The following is a 20,464-nucleotide window of genomic DNA, read 5'->3' as shown; positions in this document are numbered from 1 at the left end:
ACAGTCCGGCTATCATGCGCTTGCTTTATGACCAGTCCGTGAATCTGGTTTGTAAAATAGCATTTCTTTTGAGAAATTAATTTTTGACAGGTTTCAGACTTATTGCATGACGTACGGATGACTGAATATGTCATGTTGCGTCATGTGATTGAGCATCAATTCAGGTCGTTACCTCGACAATAGGCCGAAAAAAAAGAAAACACGCTCAAACTGATGTACCTGCACTTCAAAAACGATTAGTCTTTCTGGTAAATCATTATCAAGGTATCACCCAACTATTTCCGGAGCTTCTGATGACTGATGTCTGCCATTCTATTCACACCTTTAATCAACATCGCGAGCCAGAGCGTCTGGCAATGAAGTATCGCAATATGCGAACCAGTCCTTTTGTGTTTTTCAGAGCAAGTTGCCATCTGTTTTATGAGCGCTTTTCAACACAGGTGACTGTTGACGCCTCTCCTTTGGTGTGGAGCGTCGGAGATTTGCATCTGGAAAATTTCGGAAGCTACAAGGGGGATAATCGTTTAGCGTATTTTGATTTGAATGACTTCGACGAAGCAGTACTGGCCCCGCCAGAGTGGGATATTGTCCGTTTCATTTCCAGCTTGCGCGTCGGTGCAAAAAGTATGGGTATAGGGAGTGAAGATGCCGATACGCTTGTCAGTGATTTTTTAAAAAAATATCAGTCAATACTGGCTAAGGGAAAAAGTCACTGGATAGAAAGAGAAACCTCAACAGGCTTGATACGTAATTTACTAACGAGTCTGAAATACAGAAAAAGAAGTGATTTTCTCGACAAGCGGACACTCTTTAAGGCCGATCAGAGACGCCTCAGAATAGACGGAGAAAAAGCGCTGAAAGCCAGCCCGCAGCAACAAACGCTGGTGAAAAAATTTCTCAGGGAGTTTGCCAAAACGCAGCCAGACAAAAAATTTTTCCAGCCGCTGGATATCGCCCGCAGAGTCGCGGGTAATGGTAGTTTGGGAATAGAAAGATATATTATTCTGGTCAATGGGAAAGGGAATCCAGACGGCAATTATCTGCTCGACTTAAAAGAGGCGACGCCATCGTCATTGCTGCCATTTTTGCCTGTCAGCCAACCGACATGGGACTCTGAGGCACACAGGGTTGTCACATTGCAAAATCGTATGCAGGCGGTATCGATGGCATTTCTCCAGCCTGTCACCATCGGTGAAAAATCGTATGTGCTAAGGGCTTTACAGCCATCAGAAGACAGAGTGTTGCTCGATCACTCGATCAGTACGCTCAAAGAACTGAAGGGGGTGATTGAAACCATGGCGGTCACGATTGCCTCGGCACAGTTACGTAGCTCAGGCAGGCAGGGATCTGCGAATGCAGATGAGCTGGTTCAGTTTGCTTTTCAAAAAAACTGGATTAAAAAAATGATGGCCGCCAGTCGTGAATCTGCAAAGCAGGTCAATAAAGACTGGAAACTGTTTTGTGCAGCGTATGACGATGGGGATTTTAAATGCTGACTGGCGATATTGCGATGCTGCTTTATCGCCAGTCGGGCTGTTGATATCTCTTGAAGATGACCTTAGACATCAAATTCAATATCAAAATTCAATATCAAAATTCAATATCAATATCAATATCAATATCAATATTGAATTTTGAAGTTTCACATCGCCACTTCATGCTGAAATCGCGTAGATGATGGGGAGCACTTAAGCGATTTTTTGCAGTTGATCTGCTTTGATTTTTGCTTCCAGTGGCTTGCCTTTACGGGCGCGTTTGTTGATGTGGATATGCAGGGCATTGGCGTTGAGAGTGATTTCCTGTGCTTTGCCGCCTCGTCCGGTACCGTAGACTTTCAATCCTTTCTGGCTGATTGCTTTGGCTGCCAGCAGAGTTTCTTTGTCTTCCAGTTCCATCAGAGTCACGCCACGACCACCGCTGGATAATTGTTTGATCTCAGTCAGACCAAATACCAGCAGTCGTCCTTTTTCAGATAAGCAGGCAATGGCGCTTGCATCGCTGTCTATTGTCGTTGGCGGCAAAGGAAGATCTGCCTCGTCCAGCGTCATAAAAGCTTTGCCGGCTTTTGTACGACCGACCATGTCGGCCACCTTGGCGGTGAAGCCATAGCCTGCCGTGGATGCCAGCAACAGCGCAACTTCGTTATTACCAGCAAAGTAATGCAGGATTTTGCTACCCGCAGCCAGATCAATCAAGGTTGTGATCGGGACGCCGTCGCCGCGTGCACCAGGCAGTGCCGATACCGGCACTGAGTAGACCCGGCCATTGGAGCCGAACACCAGCATATTGTCGACGGTGCGGCATTCAAATGTGCCATACAGGGTGTCGCCGGCTTTGAATGCGAACTGCGCCGGATCATGATCGTGGCCTGTGCGCGCACGTACCCAGCCTTTTTCAGAAATGACGACGGTCACTGGCTCATCAACCACTTTTTGTTCTACGGACGCTCTGGCGGCTTCTTCGATGATGGTGCGACGGGTGTCGCCAAATTGTTTCGTATCAGCTTCGATTTCCTTGATCAGCATTTTTTTCATGGAGGCCGGATTATCAAGCAGATCCTGCAGAGCGGCTTTTTCTTTGCGCAGCTCGGCCAGTTCTTGCTGAATTTTGATCGCTTCCAGGCGTGCCAGCTGACGCAAGCGGATTTCCAGAATGTCTTCAGCTTGTCTGTCTGAGAGATGGAATGCCTGAATCAATGCCGGTTTTGGCTCATCCGACTCGCGGATGATGCGGATGACTGCATCAATATTCAGCAGAACGGCTTCGCGTCCTTCCAGAATGTGGATGCGATCATCGACTTTTTTCAGGCGGAATTTGGTGCGGCGGGTCACGGTTTCGAAGCGGAATGCAATCCACTCGCTGATGATATCCAGCAAACCTTTCTGGCGTGGGCGACCGTCACCGCCTATCATCACCAGATTGATGGAGGCCGAGGTTTCCAGTGAGGTGTGCGCCAGCAGCATCTGCATGAATTCAGTCTGATCCTGATTCTTGGATTTCGGCTCCAGCACGAGCCGTACCGGTGCATCTTTACCGGACTCATCACGCACGGTATCAAGCACCGACAGAATGACTTGCTTGATGGCGACTTGTTCTGGTGAGAGTGTTTTTTTACCGGTTTTAATTTTTGGATTGGTCAGTTCCTCGATTTCTTCCAGCACTTTCTGCGACGAAGTGCCGGGCGGCAGTTCAGTCACCACGGCCTGCCATTGCCCGCGCGCCATGTCTTCGATTTTCCAGCGAGCGCGGACTTTCATGCTGCCGCGACCAGTCGCATACATATCGGCAATCGCTGTTGCCGGTGTAATGATCTGGCCACCACCCGGGAAATCCGGGCCAGGAATATATTCCATCAATTCCGCATGTTTCATTTGCGGATTGCGGATCAGGGCAACTGCGGCTTTGGCGACTTCGGTCAGATTGTGGGAAGGAATTTCTGTTGCCAGACCGACGGCGATACCCGATGCGCCATTGAGCAGTACCATCGGCAAACGGGCAGGCAGTAATTTTGGCTCTTCGGTCGTGCCGTCATAATTAGGCTGAAAATCGACCGTACCCTGATCAATTTCATCCATCAGTAATTTGGCAATCGGGGTCAGCCGGGCTTCTGTGTAACGCATCGCTGCTGCACCATCGCCATCGCGGGAACCAAAGTTGCCCTGACCATCAATCAATGGATAGCGTAGTGAAAAATCCTGTGCCATACGGACCAGTGCGTCGTACACGGACTGGTCGCCGTGGGGATGCAGTTTGCCCAGTACGTCACCTACCACGGCGGCAGACTTGCGCGGTTTGGCACTTGCGTTGAGCCCCAGTTCATTCATGGCATATAAAATGCGGCGCTGGACTGGCTTTTGACCATCGCAGACGTCTGGCAAGGCGCGGCCTTTGACAACCGAGATCGCATAGTCCAGATAGGCACGTTCGGCGAATGTCGCCAGAGTCAGTGCTTCGCCATCACCCGGTGGTGTGGCTTGTTCAAATAAATTCGCTTGTTCGCTCATAACTGGCTGTTTGGTCTGCTCCCGCTACTTGTCAGCTGCCAGCTGGCGCGCTGCCGGTATATCGGGATATATCAAAAATTAGGGGGTATGGGAGCTTTTTGCTCTATCGTCTATATAGATACTGGGCTTGAAAATATACTTGGGGGAGTATATTTCTTTGCCCAGAGTCGTTTTCCGGGCTTAAATATCAGCTTCGACGGCGTTGCCATGTTCTTCTATCCATGCGCGGCGGGCGGCAGCTTCGCCTTTGCCCATCAGCATGTTAAAGCGCGCCTCAGAAAAATCCCGATCAAATTCGCCCAACGATACCGGCAACAGGCGGCGTGTATCCGGATTCATGGTCGTTTCCCACAACTGTTCTGCATTCATTTCACCCAGACCTTTGAAGCGGGAAATGCTCCATGCACCGTCTTTGACGCCATCTTTACGCAATTTGTCTTCAATCGCAGCCATTTCACCGGCGTCGAGAGCATAGATTTTCTGTGCTGGCTTTTTCCCTCTTGCCGGCGCATCGACACGGAACAGCGGCGGACGCGCCACGCAAATGTGGCCGCGCGCGATCAACTGCGGGAAGTGTTTGAAGAACAGCGTCAGCAGCAGTACCTGAATATGTGAACCATCGACGTCGGCATCTGACAGGATGCAGATTTTTCCGTAGCGCAGATTGGACAGGTCGGGCTGATCATTCGGGCCATGCGGATCGACGCCGATGGCGACTGAGATATCGTGAATCTCATTATTGGCAAACAAGCGGTCGCGCTCAGACTCCCAGGAATTCAATACCTTGCCGCGTAACGGTAAAATCGCCTGAAACTCTTTGTCCCGTCCCATTTTTGCGGAGCCACCGGCAGAATCACCTTCGACCAGAAATAATTCATTGCGGGCAATATCATTGGATTCGCAATCGGTCAGTTTTCCTGGCAGGACAGCAACGCCGGAAGACTTTTTCTTTTCTACTTTCTGTGCCGAACGCAGGCGTGATTGCGCCTGTTTGATGACCAGTTCAGCCAGTTTTTTTCCATACTCCACATGTGAGTTCAGCCATAACTCCAGCGGTGGCTTGGTAAATGAGGAAACGAGTCGCACCGCATCACGCGAGTTCAGGCGCTCCTTGATCTGTCCCTGAAATTGCGGGTCCAGCACTTTAGCCGAGAGTACGAAGGAAACCCGTGCGAAGACGTCTTCCGGTAATAATTTGACGCCCTTCGGCAACAGAGAATGCATTTCCGCGAAGCTTTTTACGGCACCGAACAATCCATCGCGTAAGCCTGATTCGTGCGTGCCGCCCGCCGGTGTTGGGATCAGATTGACATACGATTCGCGTACTACGTTACCTTCTTCAGTCCATGCCACAACCCAGGAGGCGCCTTCACCTTCAGCAAAACCATCATTATCTGATGTGGCAAACTGTTCACCTTCAAACAGCGGGATCAGTGGTTCGCCGTGTGATGATTGCGCCAGCGCTTCCGTCAGGTAACCACGCAGCCCCTGATCGTATTGCCAGGTAAGTGATTCTCCTGTTTTAGCGTTATTCAGTGTGACTTTGACGCCCGGTAACAGGACAGCCTTGGAGCGTAACAGGCGCTGTAATTCACCCAGCGGGATATTGGCGGAGTCAAAGTATTTGGCATCTGGCCAGATCGACACACGGGTGCCGTTTTTCTTGTCACCGCGTGGAATCGGTTGACTACGCAAAGGCTCGATCACATCACCATCGGCAAACGTCAGCTGGTGCAGACCAGCCTCGCGCCAGACGGTGATTTCCATTCGTTTTGAGAGTGCATTGGTGACCGAAACACCGACGCCATGCAACCCGCCGGAAAATGCGTAAGCCCCCCCGGAACCTTTATCAAACTTGCCACCCGCATGCAGACGAGTAAAGACGATTTCGACGGTAGGAACACCTTCTTCTGGATGGAGCCCAACAGGAATACCGCGCCCATCATCTTCCACGCTGACGCTACCGTCAGCATGAATACTCACCAGGATATTCTTACAATGACCGCCAAGAGCTTCATCAGAGGCATTGTCGATGACTTCCTGAATGATGTGCAGTGGATTTTCTGTACGGGTGTACATCCCCGGTCTTTGCTTGACTGGTTCCAGTCCCTTCAGAACCCTGATGGACGATTCGCTATAGTCAGATGGTGATGTGTTTTTTTTAGTGGCCATGCAAAGTGAAATCTGTTGTTTTGGTTAAATGTTGATGAGGATTTGCAATTTTTCTATCTGATATGCAGAATTTAGATGTATTCTTGCAGTCGTTTTGGCTGCTATTGTAGCTGTAATAAGTAGATGGATAAACGATGTCACAAAAAACTCCAACGATCGCAATCCGACTGCTTGGATTCTCTGCTAAAGAAGAAGACACTTTTTCGACCGTGCTCGCTGTTGCGCGTGAGAAAGGGTACAGCTATGCCTGTCTGAAACAAGGCAGCTTACAGGATCCTGATGCTTATATTGTTAATGCGGAAGATTTAAAAGCGATTGCCACCTTGTCGGACATCAATCCCGGAGAGGCGCAGCCGGTATTGCTGGTCGGTAAAACGGATATCAGCCTGCCTTACAGAGTAATGCCACGACCTATACGCTGGCGCAGTCTGTTCGACATTCTCGATGAAATGATTGACCGTCGCCAGCTATTACTGACAACCCTGAGCGCTTATAACGAGGTCGCAGTTCCTGAACGCCGTCGCAGCAAGCGGCTTGATCTTGATCTCACGAATCCGGTCGATTATCAAAAAATGCGCAGAACCGGCCCTTTGCCGGGCGGGATTCTGATTGTCGATAAAGATAATCGTTTCAGAGAATATGTGGCGATGATTATGGATCGCTACAATGTATCTGTGACTTTGGCATTGGATGAGCGCAGTGCAATGATGCTTGATCGCAATAACCGCCATGCACTGACCATGATTAATACCTCGACACAGGACGTGGACCCTTATCATTTATGCGGCGAACTGAAGCAGCAGGGTGCAGATGGTAAATCGATCGTTATTTTTTTGATCGACAGAAGCTTTAATTACAATGTGGCAGAAGCATCCAAGGTTGCATGCGATGGTTATTTGAATAAGCCTCTGTCACGCAAGCTTGTATTGCAGACGATACAAAAATTCTTGCATCTGGAGAGTTAAATAAAAAAGCAGAATGCTATAGAGGCATTCTGCTTTGATCTGCTGAGTATGCAGTATTCAGTCTTGAGTATCCGCAGGTAATCTAAGCTTATTTGCTTAATAAGCGCATCCCACGTTCCAGTCCCTCGATCGTCACGGGAAACATCCGATTACTCATGACTTGCCGGACGATGGAGATTGATTGGCGATATTGCCATAATCCCTCAGGTTCTGGGTTTAACCAGATGTATTTGGGAAACGCAGACGTAAATCGTTGTAACCAGGTCGCTCCCGCTTCTTCATTGTTGTATTCGACAGATCCACCCGGTTGCAGGATTTCGTAGGGGCTCATCGTGGCATCGCCAACAAAAATGACCTTCGTATCCGGCGTATATTTACGCAGGACATCCCAGGTAGGAAATTTTTCAGCATGGCGTCTATGATTGTTTTTCCATAAATAATCATAAACACAATTATGGAAATAAAAGAATTCCATATTTTTGAATTCTGTTTTTGCCGCAGAAAATAATTCTTCTGTTTGCGCAATATGGTCATCCATCGTGCCGCCGACATCAAGCAACATCAGTACTTTGATATTGTTCTTGCGCTCGGGTTGCATTTTGATATCCAGATAACCAGCGTTGTTCGCGGTCGCCTTGATAGTGGCATCCAGCGCCAGTTCGTCCTCTGCGCCTTGCCGTGCAAATTTACGCAATCGGCGTAGTGCCACTTTAATATTGCGCGTTCCAAGTTCGCGTTCACTGTCGTAATCACGGAAAGAGCGTTCTTCCCAGACTTTCACTGCGCTCCGATTGCCACCTTTTCCACCTATGCGTATCCCTTCGGGGTTGGTGCCGCCGTTGCCGAACGGAGAAGTGCCACCGGTTCCTATCCACTTGCTGCCGCCTTCGTGTCGCTCTTTCTGTTCTTTTAATAATTCTTGCAGGCGATTCATTAATTTGTCATAGCCGTATTTTTCTATGGCGGCTTTTTGTTCGTCACTCAATTCGCGCTGCATACGTTTGGTCAGCCAATCGAGTGGAATTTCCGGGTGCTTTTCAAACAGCGCATCAATTCCCTTAAAGTACATACCAAATGCCTTATCGAACTTATCGTAATGCGTTTCGTCTTTGACCAGGATGGTACGTGAAAGAAAATAAAAATCGTCCAGTGAAAATTGAATCAACCCTTTTTCCATTGCCTCCAGCAGCATCAGGAATTCTTTGATGGAGACCGGAATTTTGGCGTCCTTTAGTGTAAAGAAAAAATCTATCAGCACTTGTCAGTCACTCCCTGTTTGTTTTGTGAGGGCTTAGGTCATACTGCGCTAGCGGCGGTATGGCAGTTTATTGCATTGGTTAGCGTACTGCTTGTTCTGTTTTGCACCAGACATTCCATGGCCAGATACTTCTATTGATCTATTAATCTGCGTTCGTCACGACTTTTCCAGGTAATCAAGCTATATGTATAGTTTGCTAAAAAAAAGCGAATTCACCTCCGACGCCTTATATCCTGTCAATGGTTTCCTTGCTTTACTACGTCGATATCGCCTGGGCTGGAAGTCAAGTGTAACCAATTTTGAGAATATTGTTGTTCGGCTTTGTTTTGACATTGTTGGCTTCAATGGTTAATGTCATTTGTCACGCCAGCATACGTGCCACCTTGCTCCTGTGAATACGCGTACGTTCTTCCTGTTTGTGGTGAAATAAAAACAATGTGCGGCATTTTAATCAGTCATATCAGGGAATATGAAGCGATGCTTGCCAATGAAGATATTCGAGGTTATACTGCAAAGCTGTATAGAATTTTTGCGGCGTGGCATTTAATCAAATGTTTTGACCTCGTCGCTTTGACCACGTTTAGGAAATCTCATGGCAAATACCGCACAAGCACGCAAACGTGCTCGTCAAGCAGTTAAACAAAATGCGCACAACTCCAGTCAGCGTTCTACTTTGCGCACAGCAATCAAAGCTGTTCGTAAAGCAATCGAAGCTGGCGATAAAGCTGCTGCTGCAACAATTTTTCAAGCATCTGTCTCTACTATCGACAGCATTGCCGACAAAAATATCATCCACAAAAACAAAGCAGCACGTCATAAAAGCCGTTTGTCTGCAGCGTTGAAAGCACTGGCTTAATCTAGTGTTTTTTGCGATTTGATCGCAAGTGTGAAACAAAAAAACCGCAGTTTATTGCGGTTTTTTTATTATCTATTGCAACGGTAGTCCTTCAATTTTTGTTCCTGCTTTAATATTCTTTTGTTTGAACCAGCCCTGATTCATCTCCAGTGCGTAACGTACGACTTTTTTCGCGCAATGAGAGTCAGTGGTTTGTGGCTGCATATCTTCAATATTCACGATTTTTCCTTCACCGTCAATAAATGCGACGGATAGCGGAATCAATGTATTTTTCATCCACATGCAGACTCCAGCTGGCGCACCAAAATCAAATACCATACCTTCATTGCTTCCCATTTTAGTCCGTAACATCAATCCTTGTTGCCGGTCTGCATCGCTTGAGGCGACTTCCGCCTGAATCACATAGATGCCTGCAGATAGTTGTTTCACTGGAAGTTTGGCTTGCGCATAGGCAATGCTACTTGTGGCAATCAGTGCGGATGCAAGTATGAATTGATATCGTAGTTGAGAAAATAAATTGCTCATGGTGACAGAGTCTGAAAGGTAAAAGCATTATCGTACAGCAAATAAAAAGAGCCGGAAGATATCCGCTCTTGATTGTGCGGCGGATCAATCGTTATTTAAATGCAAAAGCAGATATTGGATCAGAAATTATTTTTAATGACCTATGTTGACAGGCAGGTGTAAATCCCGGGCGCAGCAAAGTTGCGCTGTTTTGCTGAGCTGCTCATATTAGCCATAACACCTATTGAGGGCTTTTTTGTCATGGTAAATATTCCGTATTGTCTGATCGTTCCCGCAAAAAGACGGGATATTCAGGGATTCTGACGATCATCAGATATTTTTATTGGTAAATTGATTATATTTAACTTCCATCCATTCTCCCGGAAGTAATGGGTGAGACTCAAGAGAAAATCCACCGATGGCGCTACGTATCAGTCTGAGTGTAGGTAGGCCAACTGCCGCAGTCATGCGACGGACTTGACGATTCTTGCCCTCTGACAAGATGATGCATAACCAGCTTGTCGGGATGTTGATACGTGATCTGACGGGTGGATGGCGCTCCCAGAGCCATGCCGGACTGTGTATATGTTTCACGATGCATGGTTGAGTGACAAAGTCCCCAAGATTCAGCGGATTACGCAGGCACTCCAATGCCTCATGGCTTGGCACTCCTTCTACTTGCACGAGATAGGTTTTTGCCTGTTTGTGGTCAGGGTGACTGATACGGTTTTGTATTTTGCCATCATCCGTTAATAGAATCAGTCCTTCGCTGTCGGCATCTAGTCGTCCCGCAGGATATATATTGGGAATGCTTATTAAATCAGCTAGAGAAGGGCGTGTGGGGTGCTCAGAAAATTGGCACATCACGTTAAAAGGTTTGTTGAGCAAAATCAGTTTCATGGCAATATGGTAACCGCAATTTGGTAAACTAATGGCACACAGTAAAATACTAGTGCATAATACGGAATGACGGTCTTGTGTCTTATATAAGAGTTAATAACGATATTAGCTGCCGAAAAGCAAGCAAGGCATATTATGAGCAAAGCGTAACCCGCTTGATCACCCAACTATGGAGAAAACGATGTATCAACATATTCAAGTTCCTGCTGAAGGTAAAAAAATTACCGTCAATGCCGATTTCTCACTGAATGTCCCTGAGAATCCTATCATTCCTTACATCGAAGGTGATGGAACTGGTGTCGACATCAGCCCTGTTATGATCAAGGTGGTTGATGCTGCTGTTGCTAAAGCATACGGCGGTAAGCGTAAAATCAGCTGGATGGAAATTTATGCTGGTGAAAAATCGACTAAAGTATACGGTCCAGATGTCTGGTTGCCAGAAGAAACACTGAAAGTCCTGAAGGACTATGTTGTTTCCATTAAAGGTCCTTTGACTACGCCTGTTGGCGGTGGTATTCGTTCACTGAACGTTGCTTTGCGTCAGGAATTGGATTTATATGTTTGTCTGCGTCCAGTACGTTATTTCAAGGGTGTGCCATCCCCTCTGCGTGAGCCAGAAAAAACTGACATGGTGATCTTCCGCGAAAACTCTGAAGACATCTACGCTGGTATCGAATTTGCAGAAGGTACTGATCAGGTCAAAAAATTGATCAAGTTTCTGCAAGATGAAATGGGCGTTAAGAAAATCCGCTTCCCAGAGTCATCTGGTATCGGTGTTAAGCCAGTTTCTCGCGAAGGTACAGAGCGTCTGGTGCGCAAAGCAATCCAGTATGCAATCGACAATGACAAGCCATCTGTGACTATCGTTCACAAAGGCAACATCATGAAGTACACCGAAGGTGGCTTCCGTGACTGGGCATACGATCTGGCACAAAAAGAATTCGGCGCAGAATTGATCGATGGCGGCCCATGGTGCAAATTCAAAAATCCTAAAACTGGTAAAGAAATTATCGTTAAGGATTCCATCGCTGATGCGTTCTTGCAGCAGATTTTGTTGCGTCCAGCAGAATATAGCGTTATTGCTACATTGAATCTGAATGGCGATTATATTTCTGATGCGCTGGCTGCTCAAGTTGGTGGTATCGGTATCGCTCCAGGTGCAAATTTGTCTGACTCTATCGCGATGTTTGAAGCAACTCACGGTACAGCACCAAAGTATGCTGGTAAAGATTATGTGAATCCAGGTTCATTGATCTTGTCCGCAGAAATGATGTTGCGTCACATGGGCTGGTTTGAAGCAGCTGATCTGTTGATTTCGTCTACAGAAAAATCAATCACAGCGAAAAAAGTGACTTATGACTTTGCTCGTTTGATGGAAGGCGCAACGCAAGTATCTTGCTCCGGTTTCGGCGATGTTATGATCGAAAACATGTAATATATGTGTTGGCCGCGAAGGTTCTTCGTTGCCTTGCATGTAAAAAAACCGGCTTTTGCCGGTTTTTTTATTGCTCCACACATCAGGCGAATGAATAGCGAATGGTGCGTTAGAGAATCACATTATTCAGCGCATAGCGTATTAAGTCGGCCTGTCCTTCTATATTGAGCTTGCGTTTGATATTCAGTCGATGCGTTTCCACGGTTCTGACGCTCAGCCCCAGTTCATTTGCAATATGCTTATTTGATTTCCCAGTTGCAATACTTTGTAAGATGCACTGTTCTCGTTGAGTCAATATCTGCACTTCAGTGCTCATGCCAGTTTGCTTTTTCAGACCGGAGCTGAAATACACGCCGCCAGCGGTTACGGACTCTATTGCGTTAATAATTTCTTCGGCAGGCGCATCTTTGAGTACATAAGCACGTGCACCTGCCTGAATTGATTGAGCTACATATTCCGCCTTTTCATGCATTGAGAGCATGATGATGGAAATATTCGGATGCTCTTTGGTAAACCTTGCTGTTAGCGTAATACCGTTGTTTCCAACGAGATTGATATCCATAAGCACGAGATCAATCGACCTGTCATTCGCCATTTCAATTGCTTCTGTTGCATTTCCTGCCTCCCCAACGATCTTGAAGTGGGGGATGGTTTCCAGCCTTGCTCTCAGCCCGTCCCTGACGAGTGGGTGGTCATCGACCAGCATAATATTGATTTGAGTTTTGTTGTTCATCCAATTTCTCCATTGGGTATTTGTGCCACCACCCGCGTACCCGCTGCATCTGAATATAATTCCAGCTGACCGTTGATCGTCGCCAGGCGTTCACGCATATTGCTCAGGCCTATTCCTCGCTTAGGGTGTTTGGTAATTCCCTGTATATCGAAGCCTGCGCCATTATCTGCGATTGCTAACGTGACGAAATGTTTATTGGAAGTCAGTTGCATGTGTACGCTGCTTACTTTCTGCGCATGTTTATGAATATTCGTCAATGCTTCCTGTGCAATTCTGAATAACACGGTATTACTGGTTTCGGACAACGCCTGAAATTCACCTGCAAATTCAAATTGCACAGGTATGCCAGAGGCCTCTTCAAATTCTCCAGCAAGATGTTCAAAAGCGGCAACCAGACCAAGATCATCAAGCATGGCTGGTCGTAAATCATGGGATATGCGGCGCACTTCATTCAGCGCTTCATTGATCTGGTTTTTTGCCCTGACGAATGAATGGCTGACGGACTCTTTCTGAGGTTGATCGACAGATAATTTTGCCAGACCGGATTCTATCTGCAATTTGGTTGAGACCAATAATTGACTCAAGCCATCATGCAAGTCACGCGAGAGCCTGGCTCGTTCATTTTCCTGTGAGCGGACGACACTTTGTGCCAGTACCTTCAATTTTGCCTCTGCCACACGAGACTCCGTGATATTGATCACCAGTCCTGACAAGGCAATGATGAAGGAACTGACAATCGCAATGCCAGCAATCCATAACATGGTGCTTTGAATATTTTTTGCGACCTGAATGTCAATTTTATTGAGTGCTGTATCAACGTCATCGAGATAAATACCCGTACCCATCATCCATCCCCAGCGTTCCAGAGGCACGACGTAGCCCATCTTGAGTACCATTTGCTGGCTGGACGGCTTCTCCCACAAATAGCGGATGACGCCGCCGCCATTTTTTGCTTTGTTGATCAGATTTTGTATGGTGGGCTGTCCCTCAGGGTCTTTAAGATTCCATAAATCTTTACCCACCAGTTCCGGGCGGCGAGGATGCATTAAATTTTTGCCTTGCATATCGTAGATAAAAAAATAACCATCATCACCAAAATCTAGGGAAGCTAATATTTTTTGAGCTTCAATTTGCGTTGTTGCATCTTGATGATCCGCGTTATAAAGGTGGGAAATCGCTGCCGTACCTAATTTAACGTAATGCTTGAGTTCAACTTCTTTACTGGCAATATAAGCTTGTTCTACTGTATTTCTTTGTTGCTTTGCCAGAATGGTTGTTTGGTAAAACATTGCTGCGGCGAGCGCAACGAAAGATAGGAGTAGCGGGGTTAAAGCAAGTAAAATAAATTTGTAGCGTAGTTTCATTGTGTCGCTTTATCGATACAAAAATATAGGCGTGTGTCAAATGAGACGTATCACTTAGAGTGGATACATGCATGACATTCGTTGTGCATAGTGATTTTCAGACAAAAAAAGCCCCGCATCAGCGGGGCTCTTTAAAAAATCTTTTATCTTTACAGATTAAGGATTTTGAATGTTAGAAGCTTGCTTGCCTTTAGGGCCTTGCGTGACTTCGAACGATACTTTTTGACCTTCTTTCAGAGTCTTGAAGCCGTTCATTTGGATTGCGGAAAAGTGGGCGAACAAATCCTCACCACCGTCGTCCGGAGTGATAAAGCCGAAGCCTTTGGAATCATTGAACCACTTGACGGTACCTGTTGCCATAATGCATCTTTCAAATAAAAACTAATCACACGAGCCGTAAAAGCAAGAAAACTAGCACAATGCTACTCCTCCCTAAACTTGCTCACTTCATATTGACGAAGTGTTATTTATTGCGTCAATACATACCATTCTTGGCGGAAAAAAAACTAATGTCAAGCAATTTTTATTGTTCATATACTATTGTTGTATTTTAAATTGGATAATACGAAATGAGTTGTTTTTCAGTGTGATAAGCATCAATTGCAATAAAACTTGATGTGTGGAAAATGATCTCCATCTACTAAATAAATAGAAAGCGCGTAACATGTACTGAATGCCAGAATTAGGGCATCTTTATTCGCGTATTATTCGCCTCTGAAATGATTCAACGTACTAAAATAGACGTATGGGAAACAAGCATGAAAACGGTACGATATTGGAGCGACAGGCTCAACAGCTGAAACCGCCACCTATGTACCAGGTGATTTTATTGAATGATGATTACACTCCGATGGAGTTTGTAGTGGCGATCGTTCAGGAATATTTTAATAAGGATCGTGAGACTGCAATGCAGATCATGCTCAAAGTGCACAGGGATGGCAAAGGGATTTGCGGTGTTTATTCCAAGGACATTGCGCTGACAAAAGTGGAACTCGTTTTAACGCACGCTCGTAAGGCAGGGCATCCCCTGCAATGTGTGATGGAGGAAGTATGATTGCGCAAGAACTGGAAGTTAGTTTGCACATGGCTTTTGTTGAAGCCAGGCAGGCTCGTTATGAATTCATCACCGTTGAGCATTTGTTGCTTGCGCTGCTGGACAACCCCTCAGCTGCGGAAGTGATGCGCGCTTGCGCCGTCAATATTGACGATTTACGCAAAACACTTGGTAATTTCATTACCGATAATACGCCGACCGTTCCGGGCACGAGCGAAGTGGATACGCAGCCAACGTTAGGATTTCAGCGCGTTATACAACGTGCGATCATGCACGTCCAGTCTGCGTCGAATGGTAAAAAAGAGGTGACAGGCGCGAACGTTTTGGTTGCTATTTTTGGCGAGAAAGATTCGCATGCTGTTTATTATTTGCACCAACAAGGTGTGACTCGCCTTGATGTCGTGAATTTTATTTCGCATGGAGTGCGCAAAGACAACAGCAACGAACCACAAAAATCTCCTGAGAATAATGAAGAAGCGCAAGCAGACACGCAAGCTCGGGAAAATCCTCTTGATCAATTCACTCAGAATCTGAATAAGGCTGCTGCGGAAGGAAAAATCGATCCCTTGATTGGTCGTGATAATGAAGTTGAGCGTGTTATCCAGATTTTATGCCGTCGTAGAAAAAACAATCCTTTACTGGTCGGCGAGGCTGGCGTAGGGAAGACGGCGATTGCCGAAGGTTTGGCATGGCGTATCACGCAAAATGATGTACCAGATGTATTGCAAAATGCCGTTGTTTACTCCTTGGACATGGGGGCTCTACTCGCAGGTACCAAGTACCGTGGGGATTTTGAGTTACGTCTGAAAGGAGTTCTTAAACAATTGAAGGATACGCCAAACGGTGTTCTTTTCATTGACGAAATTCATACGATTATTGGCGCAGGCTCTGCTTCTGGAGGTACGCTGGATGCATCTAATCTCCTCAAGCCAGCATTGTCCAGTGGCCAACTGAAATGTATCGGTGCGACGACGTATACTGAGTATCGCGGTGTATTCGAAAAAGACCATGCTCTAGCTCGTCGCTTCCAGAAGGTGGATGTGAATGAGCCTACAGTTGAGCAAACAATTCAGATATTACGGGGCTTGAAGTCCAAATTTGAAGAGCATCATAATGTTAAATACTCAGCATCTGCACTGACGACAGCGGCAGAACTGTCTGCACGCTTTATCAATGATCGTCATTTACCGGACAAGGCAATCGACGTGATAGATGAGGCGGGGGCTGCACAGCGTATCTTGCCAAAATCAAAACAAAAGAAAACGATCGGCAAGGCAGATATTGAAGATATTATTTCAAAAATTGCCCGTATCCCACCGCAAACAGTGAATCAGGATGATCGAAGCAAGCTACAAACGATAGAGCGTGATCTCAAGAATGTCGTGTTTGGTCAGGAGCCTGCAATTGAAGCACTGGCGTCGTCTATTAAAATGGCGCGTGCAGGCTTGGGTAAAACAGACAAGCCTATCGGTTCCTTCTTGTTCTCTGGCCCAACGGGCGTCGGTAAAACAGAGGTTGCCAAGCAACTGGCGTTCACATTAGGAATTGAACTGATTCGCTTTGACATGTCTGAATATATGGAGCGTCATGCTGTCAGTCGTTTAATTGGGGCTCCTCCGGGCTATGTTGGTTTTGATCAGGGTGGATTATTAACCGAAGCGATCAATAAAAAACCTCATGCAGTATTGTTGCTGGATGAAATTGAAAAAGCACATCCTGATGTGTTCAATATTTTGTTGCAGGTTATGGATCATGGCACGTTGACTGACAACAATGGACGCAAGGCTGATTTCCGTAATGTCATTATTATCATGACGACTAATGCTGGTGCTGAAAGTCTGCAAAAGCGCTCGATTGGTTTCAATGACAACAAAGAAGCGGGCGATGAAATGGCGGATATTAAGCGTATGTTTACGCCTGAATTCCGTAATCGTCTTGATGCGATTATCAGTTTCCGTGCTCTCAACGAAGAAATCATCTTGCGCGTTGTCGACAAGTTCCTCATGCAACTTGAAGAGCAATTGCATGAGAAAAAAGTGGAGGCAACATTTACCGATAATCTGCGTAAATTCCTCGGTAAAAAGGGATTTGATCCTCTGATGGGTGCTCGCCCTATGGCCCGATTGATTCAGGACATGATACGCAAGGCGTTAGCAGATGAGTTACTGTTTGGACGTCTGGTTAGCGGTGGTAGAGTGATTGTTGATCTGGATGATAAAGATCAGGTAAAACTGGAGTTCTCAGATGGTAACGAGACACCACCTGAAGCATCACAAGAGGTCGTAGAGGTTGAGTAGTTTCTTTTCTATCGGTTTCTGATGTCATTTGTGGTATCTGTCATAACGCGTGGGGATAAAAATGTCAGCTCTTGTGCTTCCTAAATATGTACTTGAATACACGATAAAAACGACAGATGCCGTATTGTCACAGGCCGCTTTGCAGGGGCATGAAGTGGAGATCGATGTTTACGATAGAAGTGACGTGAGCAAAAGGCATGTTGCGACAGGACAGCGGCTGAGTGGTGAGGGTGATATGTTCCGAGTTACCGTTGTCACTGATAACGGTTCTCATAGCGATGAGTGGAACTATACGATTTTGCGTGACTCAGCTGGTCGCAGTCGCAAAATGAAGAAATAGAATTGGCAGACTAAATAAAAAGCCCTGAGAAATTCAGGGCTTTTTTTATGGGCAATTTTTGTTAATGATATTCAGATAACTGAGTATTTATAGTTGGTACGTATTGTGATGCGTATTTTGCGTTCAGTATTCAGACATGTAATAACTGAAAATTCTGATGCACACAAGACCTGTACTGCATTGGTCAGTAATAAGATTCAACTCTGGCCGATATTGACTGTTTAATGTTTCCCAGTGCTTCCAAAGCCGCCTTCGCCACGCTCACTATCACCGAACTCCTCAACGATCTCAAAGCCGACTTGTACAACCGGAACAATGATGAGTTGTGCAAGTCTTTCCATTGGATTCAGAACAAATTCAGCTTGTCCGCGATTCCAAGTGGATACCATCAACTGTCCTTGATAATCTGAATCAATCAATCCAACCAGATTGCCTAAGACTATTCCATGCTTATGACCCATTCCACTGCGAGGGAGAATCATTGCTGCGTAACCAGGATCGGCGATATGAATGGCCAAACCCGTTGGAATCAGTATTGTTTCTCCAGGCTTGATGGTGACAGGCGTGTCTATGCATGCTCGCAGATCAAGGCCTGCACTGCCCGGAGTGCCATAACTTGGCAATTGGTCTTTCATGCGTGCATCAAGAATTTTCAGAGCAACGTTTTTCATAAATGTACTAAAAGAAAAGATGAAAATAAAAGCAGGCTATTCTCAATAACAAAGTAATTAAAAATAGTGACGCTGTAAATTATGCCGATACCAGACGCTGTGCCAATTCATCGATGAGTTGAATGGCCAATGTTTGTTTATCAGCCCGTGGCAACTGTACATAGCCGTTTGCATCAAAGAGGACTAATTCATTATCTTCTTTGCCAAAAGTATGGTGTCCGATGTTGCCAACCAGTAGTGGGATATTTTTCTTTACTCGTTTTGCCGCGCCGTATTGCAATAGGTTTTCTGACTCTGCTGCAAAACCTACACAGTAGGGCGCATTGGGCAATGCTGCTACGAGCGCAAGAATATCTGGATTTTGTATAAATTTCAGTTGCGGCGTATTGGATTCTGAAGTTTTTTTCAACTTCTGATCGCTGGCATTGGCAACGCGCCAGTCAGCGACAGCAGCCACTGCAATAAATACCTGCGGATTTTGAATCTGTAATTGTGTCATGACTGCATCGTGCATTTGCTGTGCTGTCTGCACATGAATGCGACGTACGCCATAAGGTGCCGATAGCGCTGTGGGGCCAGACACTAAGGTGACTTGAGCGCCTGCTTCCCAAGCAGCTTGGGCAATGGCGTAGCCCATTTTCCCTGATGATAAATTAGTGATGCCACGCACAGGATCAATTGGCTCAAACGTTGGGCCAGCAGTGATTAATATTTGTTTTCCAGTCAGAGATTTTTTTTGAAATGTCGCAACAATCTCAGAAAATAACTGATCTGGCTCTAGCATACGACCCATACCCGTTTCACCACATGCCTGTTCTCCGGACACTGGCCCCATCATCTGTATTCCATCAGCTTTGATGAGTGTCGCATTACGCTGAGTTGCAGCGTTTTGCCACATCTCCACATTCATGGCGGGGGCAATCAATAATGGTATGCCAGATGGTCTTGCGATACATAAGGTGGAGAGCAAATCATCACATGCACCATGTGCCAGCTTTGACATGAAATCGGTACTGCAAGGGGCAATCACAATGGCGTCAGCATCTCGCGTCAGATCAATATGCGGCATGTTGTTAGGTATGCGCGTATCCCACTGGTCGGCAAATACCGTGTTGCCAGACAAGGCCTGCATGGTAACTGGCGTGATGAATTGCGTAGCTGCTTGCGTCATCACAACCTGAACGTCAGCACCAGCTTTACCCAGCATGCGTGTCAGTTCAGCAATTTTGTAACACGCGATACCACCTGTCATTCCAAGGACAATTTTTTTTCCAGCGAGTCGCATACGGATGCTCCTTATTTCTTGACGCGTCGTAATTCATCCAGAATGAACAGCGCTGCACCAATGCAAATAGCACTGTCTGCAATATTGAACGCGGGGAAGTGATACAGCTCCTGATAATGAAAATCCAGGAAATCAATCACATGACCGTAGAGCAAACGATCAATCACGTTGCCAAGCGCTCCACCCATGATCAATGAAAGTGCCCAGCAAAATAATTTTTGTGTCGAATGTCGTTTTAATAAATAAGTGATGTAACTCGCTGCAATCAACCCTATGCCAGTAAAAAAATAGCGCTGCCAGCCGGATTCTGCCGCTAGAAAGCTGAATGCCGCGCCTTTGTTATACACCAGAGTCAGGTTAAAAAAGGATGTGATACTGAGCGACTCAGCATAGCTGAACAGTTTGGTGACCGTGATTTTGCTGACTTGATCAAACAAAATGACGATGATCGCCAATCCCAACCAGGGAATCAATGAAGAAGAGCCTGAAGATTTGGTTCCAGCGGAGAGATGATTGCTACGTTTTCTTGTGGCCATGTATAAGATCATCCGTGTGCGTCGATGACGGGTATGTTGCTGTTAGTTGGGGCAGTGGTGCAGTGAATGCCTGGCAGCGGTGTAAATCGC

18 protein-coding genes are annotated in these 20,464 nt (G+C 46.2%); 7 read left to right on the top strand and 11 right to left on the bottom strand.

Going from position 1 to position 20,464, the window contains the following annotated elements; all coding sequences use genetic code 11:
• The first annotated feature begins 293 nt into the window (after positions 1-293).
• On the top strand, positions 294-1,496 hold the full coding sequence (locus ACO0LB_RS11400; protein WP_423049216.1) for a DUF2252 domain-containing protein: 1,203 nt from the start codon (positions 294-296) through the stop codon (positions 1,494-1,496).
• 192 nt (positions 1,497-1,688) lie between these two features.
• On the opposite strand, the gene parC is transcribed toward ACO0LB_RS11400, so the two are convergent.
• Both parC and ACO0LB_RS11390 read right to left on the bottom strand, forming a co-directional pair.
• Positions 1,689-4,004 (bottom strand): DNA topoisomerase IV subunit A, encoded by a 2,316-nt coding sequence (gene parC, locus ACO0LB_RS11395; RefSeq protein WP_423049215.1) that lies wholly within the window; start codon positions 4,002-4,004, stop codon positions 1,689-1,691.
• A gap of 180 nt (positions 4,005-4,184) precedes the next feature.
• Positions 4,185-6,176: a DNA topoisomerase IV subunit B gene (locus ACO0LB_RS11390; protein ID WP_423049214.1), complete on the bottom strand. Its 1,992-nt coding sequence runs from the start codon at positions 6,174-6,176 to the stop codon at positions 4,185-4,187.
• 134 nt (positions 6,177-6,310) lie between these two features.
• Here ACO0LB_RS11390 and ACO0LB_RS11385 point away from each other — a divergent pair, with 134 nt between their 5' ends.
• Positions 6,311-7,141 (top strand): response regulator, encoded by an 831-nt coding sequence (locus tag ACO0LB_RS11385; RefSeq protein ID WP_423049213.1) that lies wholly within the window; start codon positions 6,311-6,313, stop codon positions 7,139-7,141.
• Between the two features lie 88 nt (positions 7,142-7,229).
• On the opposite strand, the gene ACO0LB_RS11380 is transcribed toward ACO0LB_RS11385, so the two are convergent.
• A complete protein-coding gene (locus ACO0LB_RS11380) occupies positions 7,230-8,399 on the bottom strand; it encodes a vWA domain-containing protein (RefSeq protein WP_423049212.1) in 1,170 nt (389 codons plus the stop codon).
• 592 nt (positions 8,400-8,991) lie between these two features.
• Here ACO0LB_RS11380 and rpsT point away from each other — a divergent pair.
• The gene (gene rpsT / locus ACO0LB_RS11375; RefSeq protein WP_423049211.1) at positions 8,992-9,255 is read left to right on the top strand and encodes a 30S ribosomal protein S20; all 264 of its coding nucleotides are present in this window, start codon (positions 8,992-8,994) and stop codon (positions 9,253-9,255) included.
• 72 nt (positions 9,256-9,327) lie between these two features.
• Here rpsT and ACO0LB_RS11370 read toward each other — a convergent pair whose 3' ends face one another.
• Both ACO0LB_RS11370 and ACO0LB_RS11365 read right to left on the bottom strand, forming a co-directional pair.
• A complete protein-coding gene (locus ACO0LB_RS11370; RefSeq protein ID WP_423049210.1) occupies positions 9,328-9,780 on the bottom strand; it encodes a DUF192 domain-containing protein in 453 nt (150 codons plus the stop codon).
• A 309-nt stretch (positions 9,781-10,089) separates the two neighbouring features.
• The gene (locus tag ACO0LB_RS11365; RefSeq protein WP_423049209.1) at positions 10,090-10,659 is read right to left on the bottom strand and encodes a pseudouridine synthase; all 570 of its coding nucleotides are present in this window, start codon (positions 10,657-10,659) and stop codon (positions 10,090-10,092) included.
• Between the two features lie 181 nt (positions 10,660-10,840).
• Here ACO0LB_RS11365 and icd point away from each other — a divergent pair, with 181 nt between their 5' ends.
• Positions 10,841-12,094 carry an NADP-dependent isocitrate dehydrogenase gene (icd, locus tag ACO0LB_RS11360; RefSeq protein ID WP_423049208.1) on the top strand — a complete coding sequence of 418 codons (1,254 nt, stop codon included), beginning with the start codon at positions 10,841-10,843 and terminating at the stop codon, positions 12,092-12,094.
• A gap of 109 nt (positions 12,095-12,203) precedes the next feature.
• Here icd and ACO0LB_RS11355 read toward each other — a convergent pair whose 3' ends face one another.
• The 3 genes from ACO0LB_RS11355 to ACO0LB_RS11345 form a co-directional block, all read right to left on the bottom strand.
• Positions 12,204-12,800, bottom strand: coding sequence for a response regulator transcription factor (locus tag ACO0LB_RS11355; protein WP_423049207.1), 597 nt, complete (start codon positions 12,798-12,800; stop codon positions 12,204-12,206).
• A gap of 23 nt (positions 12,801-12,823) precedes the next feature.
• Positions 12,824-14,191 carry a cache domain-containing protein gene (locus ACO0LB_RS11350; protein ID WP_423049206.1) on the bottom strand — a complete coding sequence of 456 codons (1,368 nt, stop codon included), beginning with the start codon at positions 14,189-14,191 and terminating at the stop codon, positions 12,824-12,826.
• Positions 14,192-14,347: 156 nt separating this feature from the next.
• A complete protein-coding gene (locus ACO0LB_RS11345; protein ID WP_110257373.1) occupies positions 14,348-14,551 on the bottom strand; it encodes a cold-shock protein in 204 nt (67 codons plus the stop codon).
• Between the two features lie 385 nt (positions 14,552-14,936).
• Here ACO0LB_RS11345 and clpS point away from each other — a divergent pair, with 385 nt between their 5' ends.
• From clpS to ACO0LB_RS11330, 3 genes are all read left to right on the top strand, one after another.
• Positions 14,937-15,245, top strand: a complete 309-nt coding sequence (clpS, locus tag ACO0LB_RS11340; protein WP_423049205.1) for an ATP-dependent Clp protease adapter ClpS — start codon at positions 14,937-14,939, stop codon at positions 15,243-15,245.
• The gene (gene clpA / locus ACO0LB_RS11335) at positions 15,242-17,542 is read left to right on the top strand and encodes an ATP-dependent Clp protease ATP-binding subunit ClpA (RefSeq protein ID WP_423049204.1); all 2,301 of its coding nucleotides are present in this window, start codon (positions 15,242-15,244) and stop codon (positions 17,540-17,542) included. Before clpS ends, clpA begins: the two co-directional genes overlap by 4 nt.
• A 61-nt stretch (positions 17,543-17,603) precedes the next feature.
• The gene (locus tag ACO0LB_RS11330; RefSeq protein WP_423049203.1) at positions 17,604-17,882 is read left to right on the top strand and encodes a hypothetical protein; all 279 of its coding nucleotides are present in this window, start codon (positions 17,604-17,606) and stop codon (positions 17,880-17,882) included.
• A gap of 221 nt (positions 17,883-18,103) precedes the next feature.
• Here ACO0LB_RS11330 and dut read toward each other — a convergent pair whose 3' ends face one another.
• The 3 genes from dut to lspA all read right to left on the bottom strand — a co-directional run bounded on the left by dut (position 18,104) and on the right by lspA (position 20,374).
• Positions 18,104-18,553 carry a dUTP diphosphatase gene (gene dut / locus ACO0LB_RS11325; protein ID WP_423049202.1) on the bottom strand — a complete coding sequence of 150 codons (450 nt, stop codon included), beginning with the start codon at positions 18,551-18,553 and terminating at the stop codon, positions 18,104-18,106.
• A 79-nt stretch (positions 18,554-18,632) separates the two neighbouring features.
• Positions 18,633-19,838 carry a bifunctional phosphopantothenoylcysteine decarboxylase/phosphopantothenate--cysteine ligase CoaBC gene (coaBC, locus tag ACO0LB_RS11320; protein WP_423049201.1) on the bottom strand — a complete coding sequence of 402 codons (1,206 nt, stop codon included), beginning with the start codon at positions 19,836-19,838 and terminating at the stop codon, positions 18,633-18,635.
• An 11-nt stretch (positions 19,839-19,849) separates the two neighbouring features.
• Complete coding sequence (lspA, locus tag ACO0LB_RS11315) at positions 19,850-20,374, bottom strand: signal peptidase II (RefSeq protein ID WP_423049200.1); 525 nt, start codon at positions 20,372-20,374, stop codon at positions 19,850-19,852.
• Positions 20,375-20,464 lie beyond the last annotated feature (90 nt).

The sequence above is a fragment of the Undibacterium sp. SXout7W genome, assembly GCF_049339385.1.
Lineage (GTDB): Bacteria > Pseudomonadota > Gammaproteobacteria > Burkholderiales > Burkholderiaceae_D > Undibacterium.
The sequence above is the reverse complement of the archived record's forward strand: the minus strand, read 5'-3'. Positions and strand labels throughout refer to the sequence as shown.

What these genes read in the sequence shown, in the direction of transcription:
- parC (WP_423049215.1), bottom strand. Translation starts at nt 4,004, where the DNA reads ATGAGCGAACAAGCGAATTTATTTGAACAAGCCACACCACCGGGTGAT.
- clpS (WP_423049205.1), top strand. Translation starts at nt 14,937, where the DNA reads ATGGGAAACAAGCATGAAAACGGTACGATATTGGAGCGACAGGCTCAA.
- dut (WP_423049202.1), bottom strand. Translation starts at nt 18,553, where the DNA reads ATGAAAAACGTTGCTCTGAAAATTCTTGATGCACGCATGAAAGACCAA.
- rpsT (WP_423049211.1), top strand. Translation starts at nt 8,992, where the DNA reads ATGGCAAATACCGCACAAGCACGCAAACGTGCTCGTCAAGCAGTTAAA.
- ACO0LB_RS11370 (WP_423049210.1), bottom strand. Translation starts at nt 9,780, where the DNA reads ATGAGCAATTTATTTTCTCAACTACGATATCAATTCATACTTGCATCC.
- lspA (WP_423049200.1), bottom strand. Translation starts at nt 20,374, where the DNA reads ATGGCCACAAGAAAACGTAGCAATCATCTCTCCGCTGGAACCAAATCT.
- ACO0LB_RS11390 (WP_423049214.1), bottom strand. Translation starts at nt 6,176, where the DNA reads ATGGCCACTAAAAAAAACACATCACCATCTGACTATAGCGAATCGTCC.
- ACO0LB_RS11350 (WP_423049206.1), bottom strand. Translation starts at nt 14,191, where the DNA reads ATGAAACTACGCTACAAATTTATTTTACTTGCTTTAACCCCGCTACTC.
- clpA (WP_423049204.1), top strand. Translation starts at nt 15,242, where the DNA reads ATGATTGCGCAAGAACTGGAAGTTAGTTTGCACATGGCTTTTGTTGAA.
- coaBC (WP_423049201.1), bottom strand. Translation starts at nt 19,838, where the DNA reads ATGCGACTCGCTGGAAAAAAAATTGTCCTTGGAATGACAGGTGGTATC.
- ACO0LB_RS11400 (WP_423049216.1), top strand. Translation starts at nt 294, where the DNA reads ATGACTGATGTCTGCCATTCTATTCACACCTTTAATCAACATCGCGAG.
- ACO0LB_RS11385 (WP_423049213.1), top strand. Translation starts at nt 6,311, where the DNA reads ATGTCACAAAAAACTCCAACGATCGCAATCCGACTGCTTGGATTCTCT.
- ACO0LB_RS11345 (WP_110257373.1), bottom strand. Translation starts at nt 14,551, where the DNA reads ATGGCAACAGGTACCGTCAAGTGGTTCAATGATTCCAAAGGCTTCGGC.
- icd (WP_423049208.1), top strand. Translation starts at nt 10,841, where the DNA reads ATGTATCAACATATTCAAGTTCCTGCTGAAGGTAAAAAAATTACCGTC.
- ACO0LB_RS11330 (WP_423049203.1), top strand. Translation starts at nt 17,604, where the DNA reads ATGTCAGCTCTTGTGCTTCCTAAATATGTACTTGAATACACGATAAAA.
- ACO0LB_RS11355 (WP_423049207.1), bottom strand. Translation starts at nt 12,800, where the DNA reads ATGCTGGTCGATGACCACCCACTCGTCAGGGACGGGCTGAGAGCAAGG.
- ACO0LB_RS11365 (WP_423049209.1), bottom strand. Translation starts at nt 10,659, where the DNA reads ATGAAACTGATTTTGCTCAACAAACCTTTTAACGTGATGTGCCAATTT.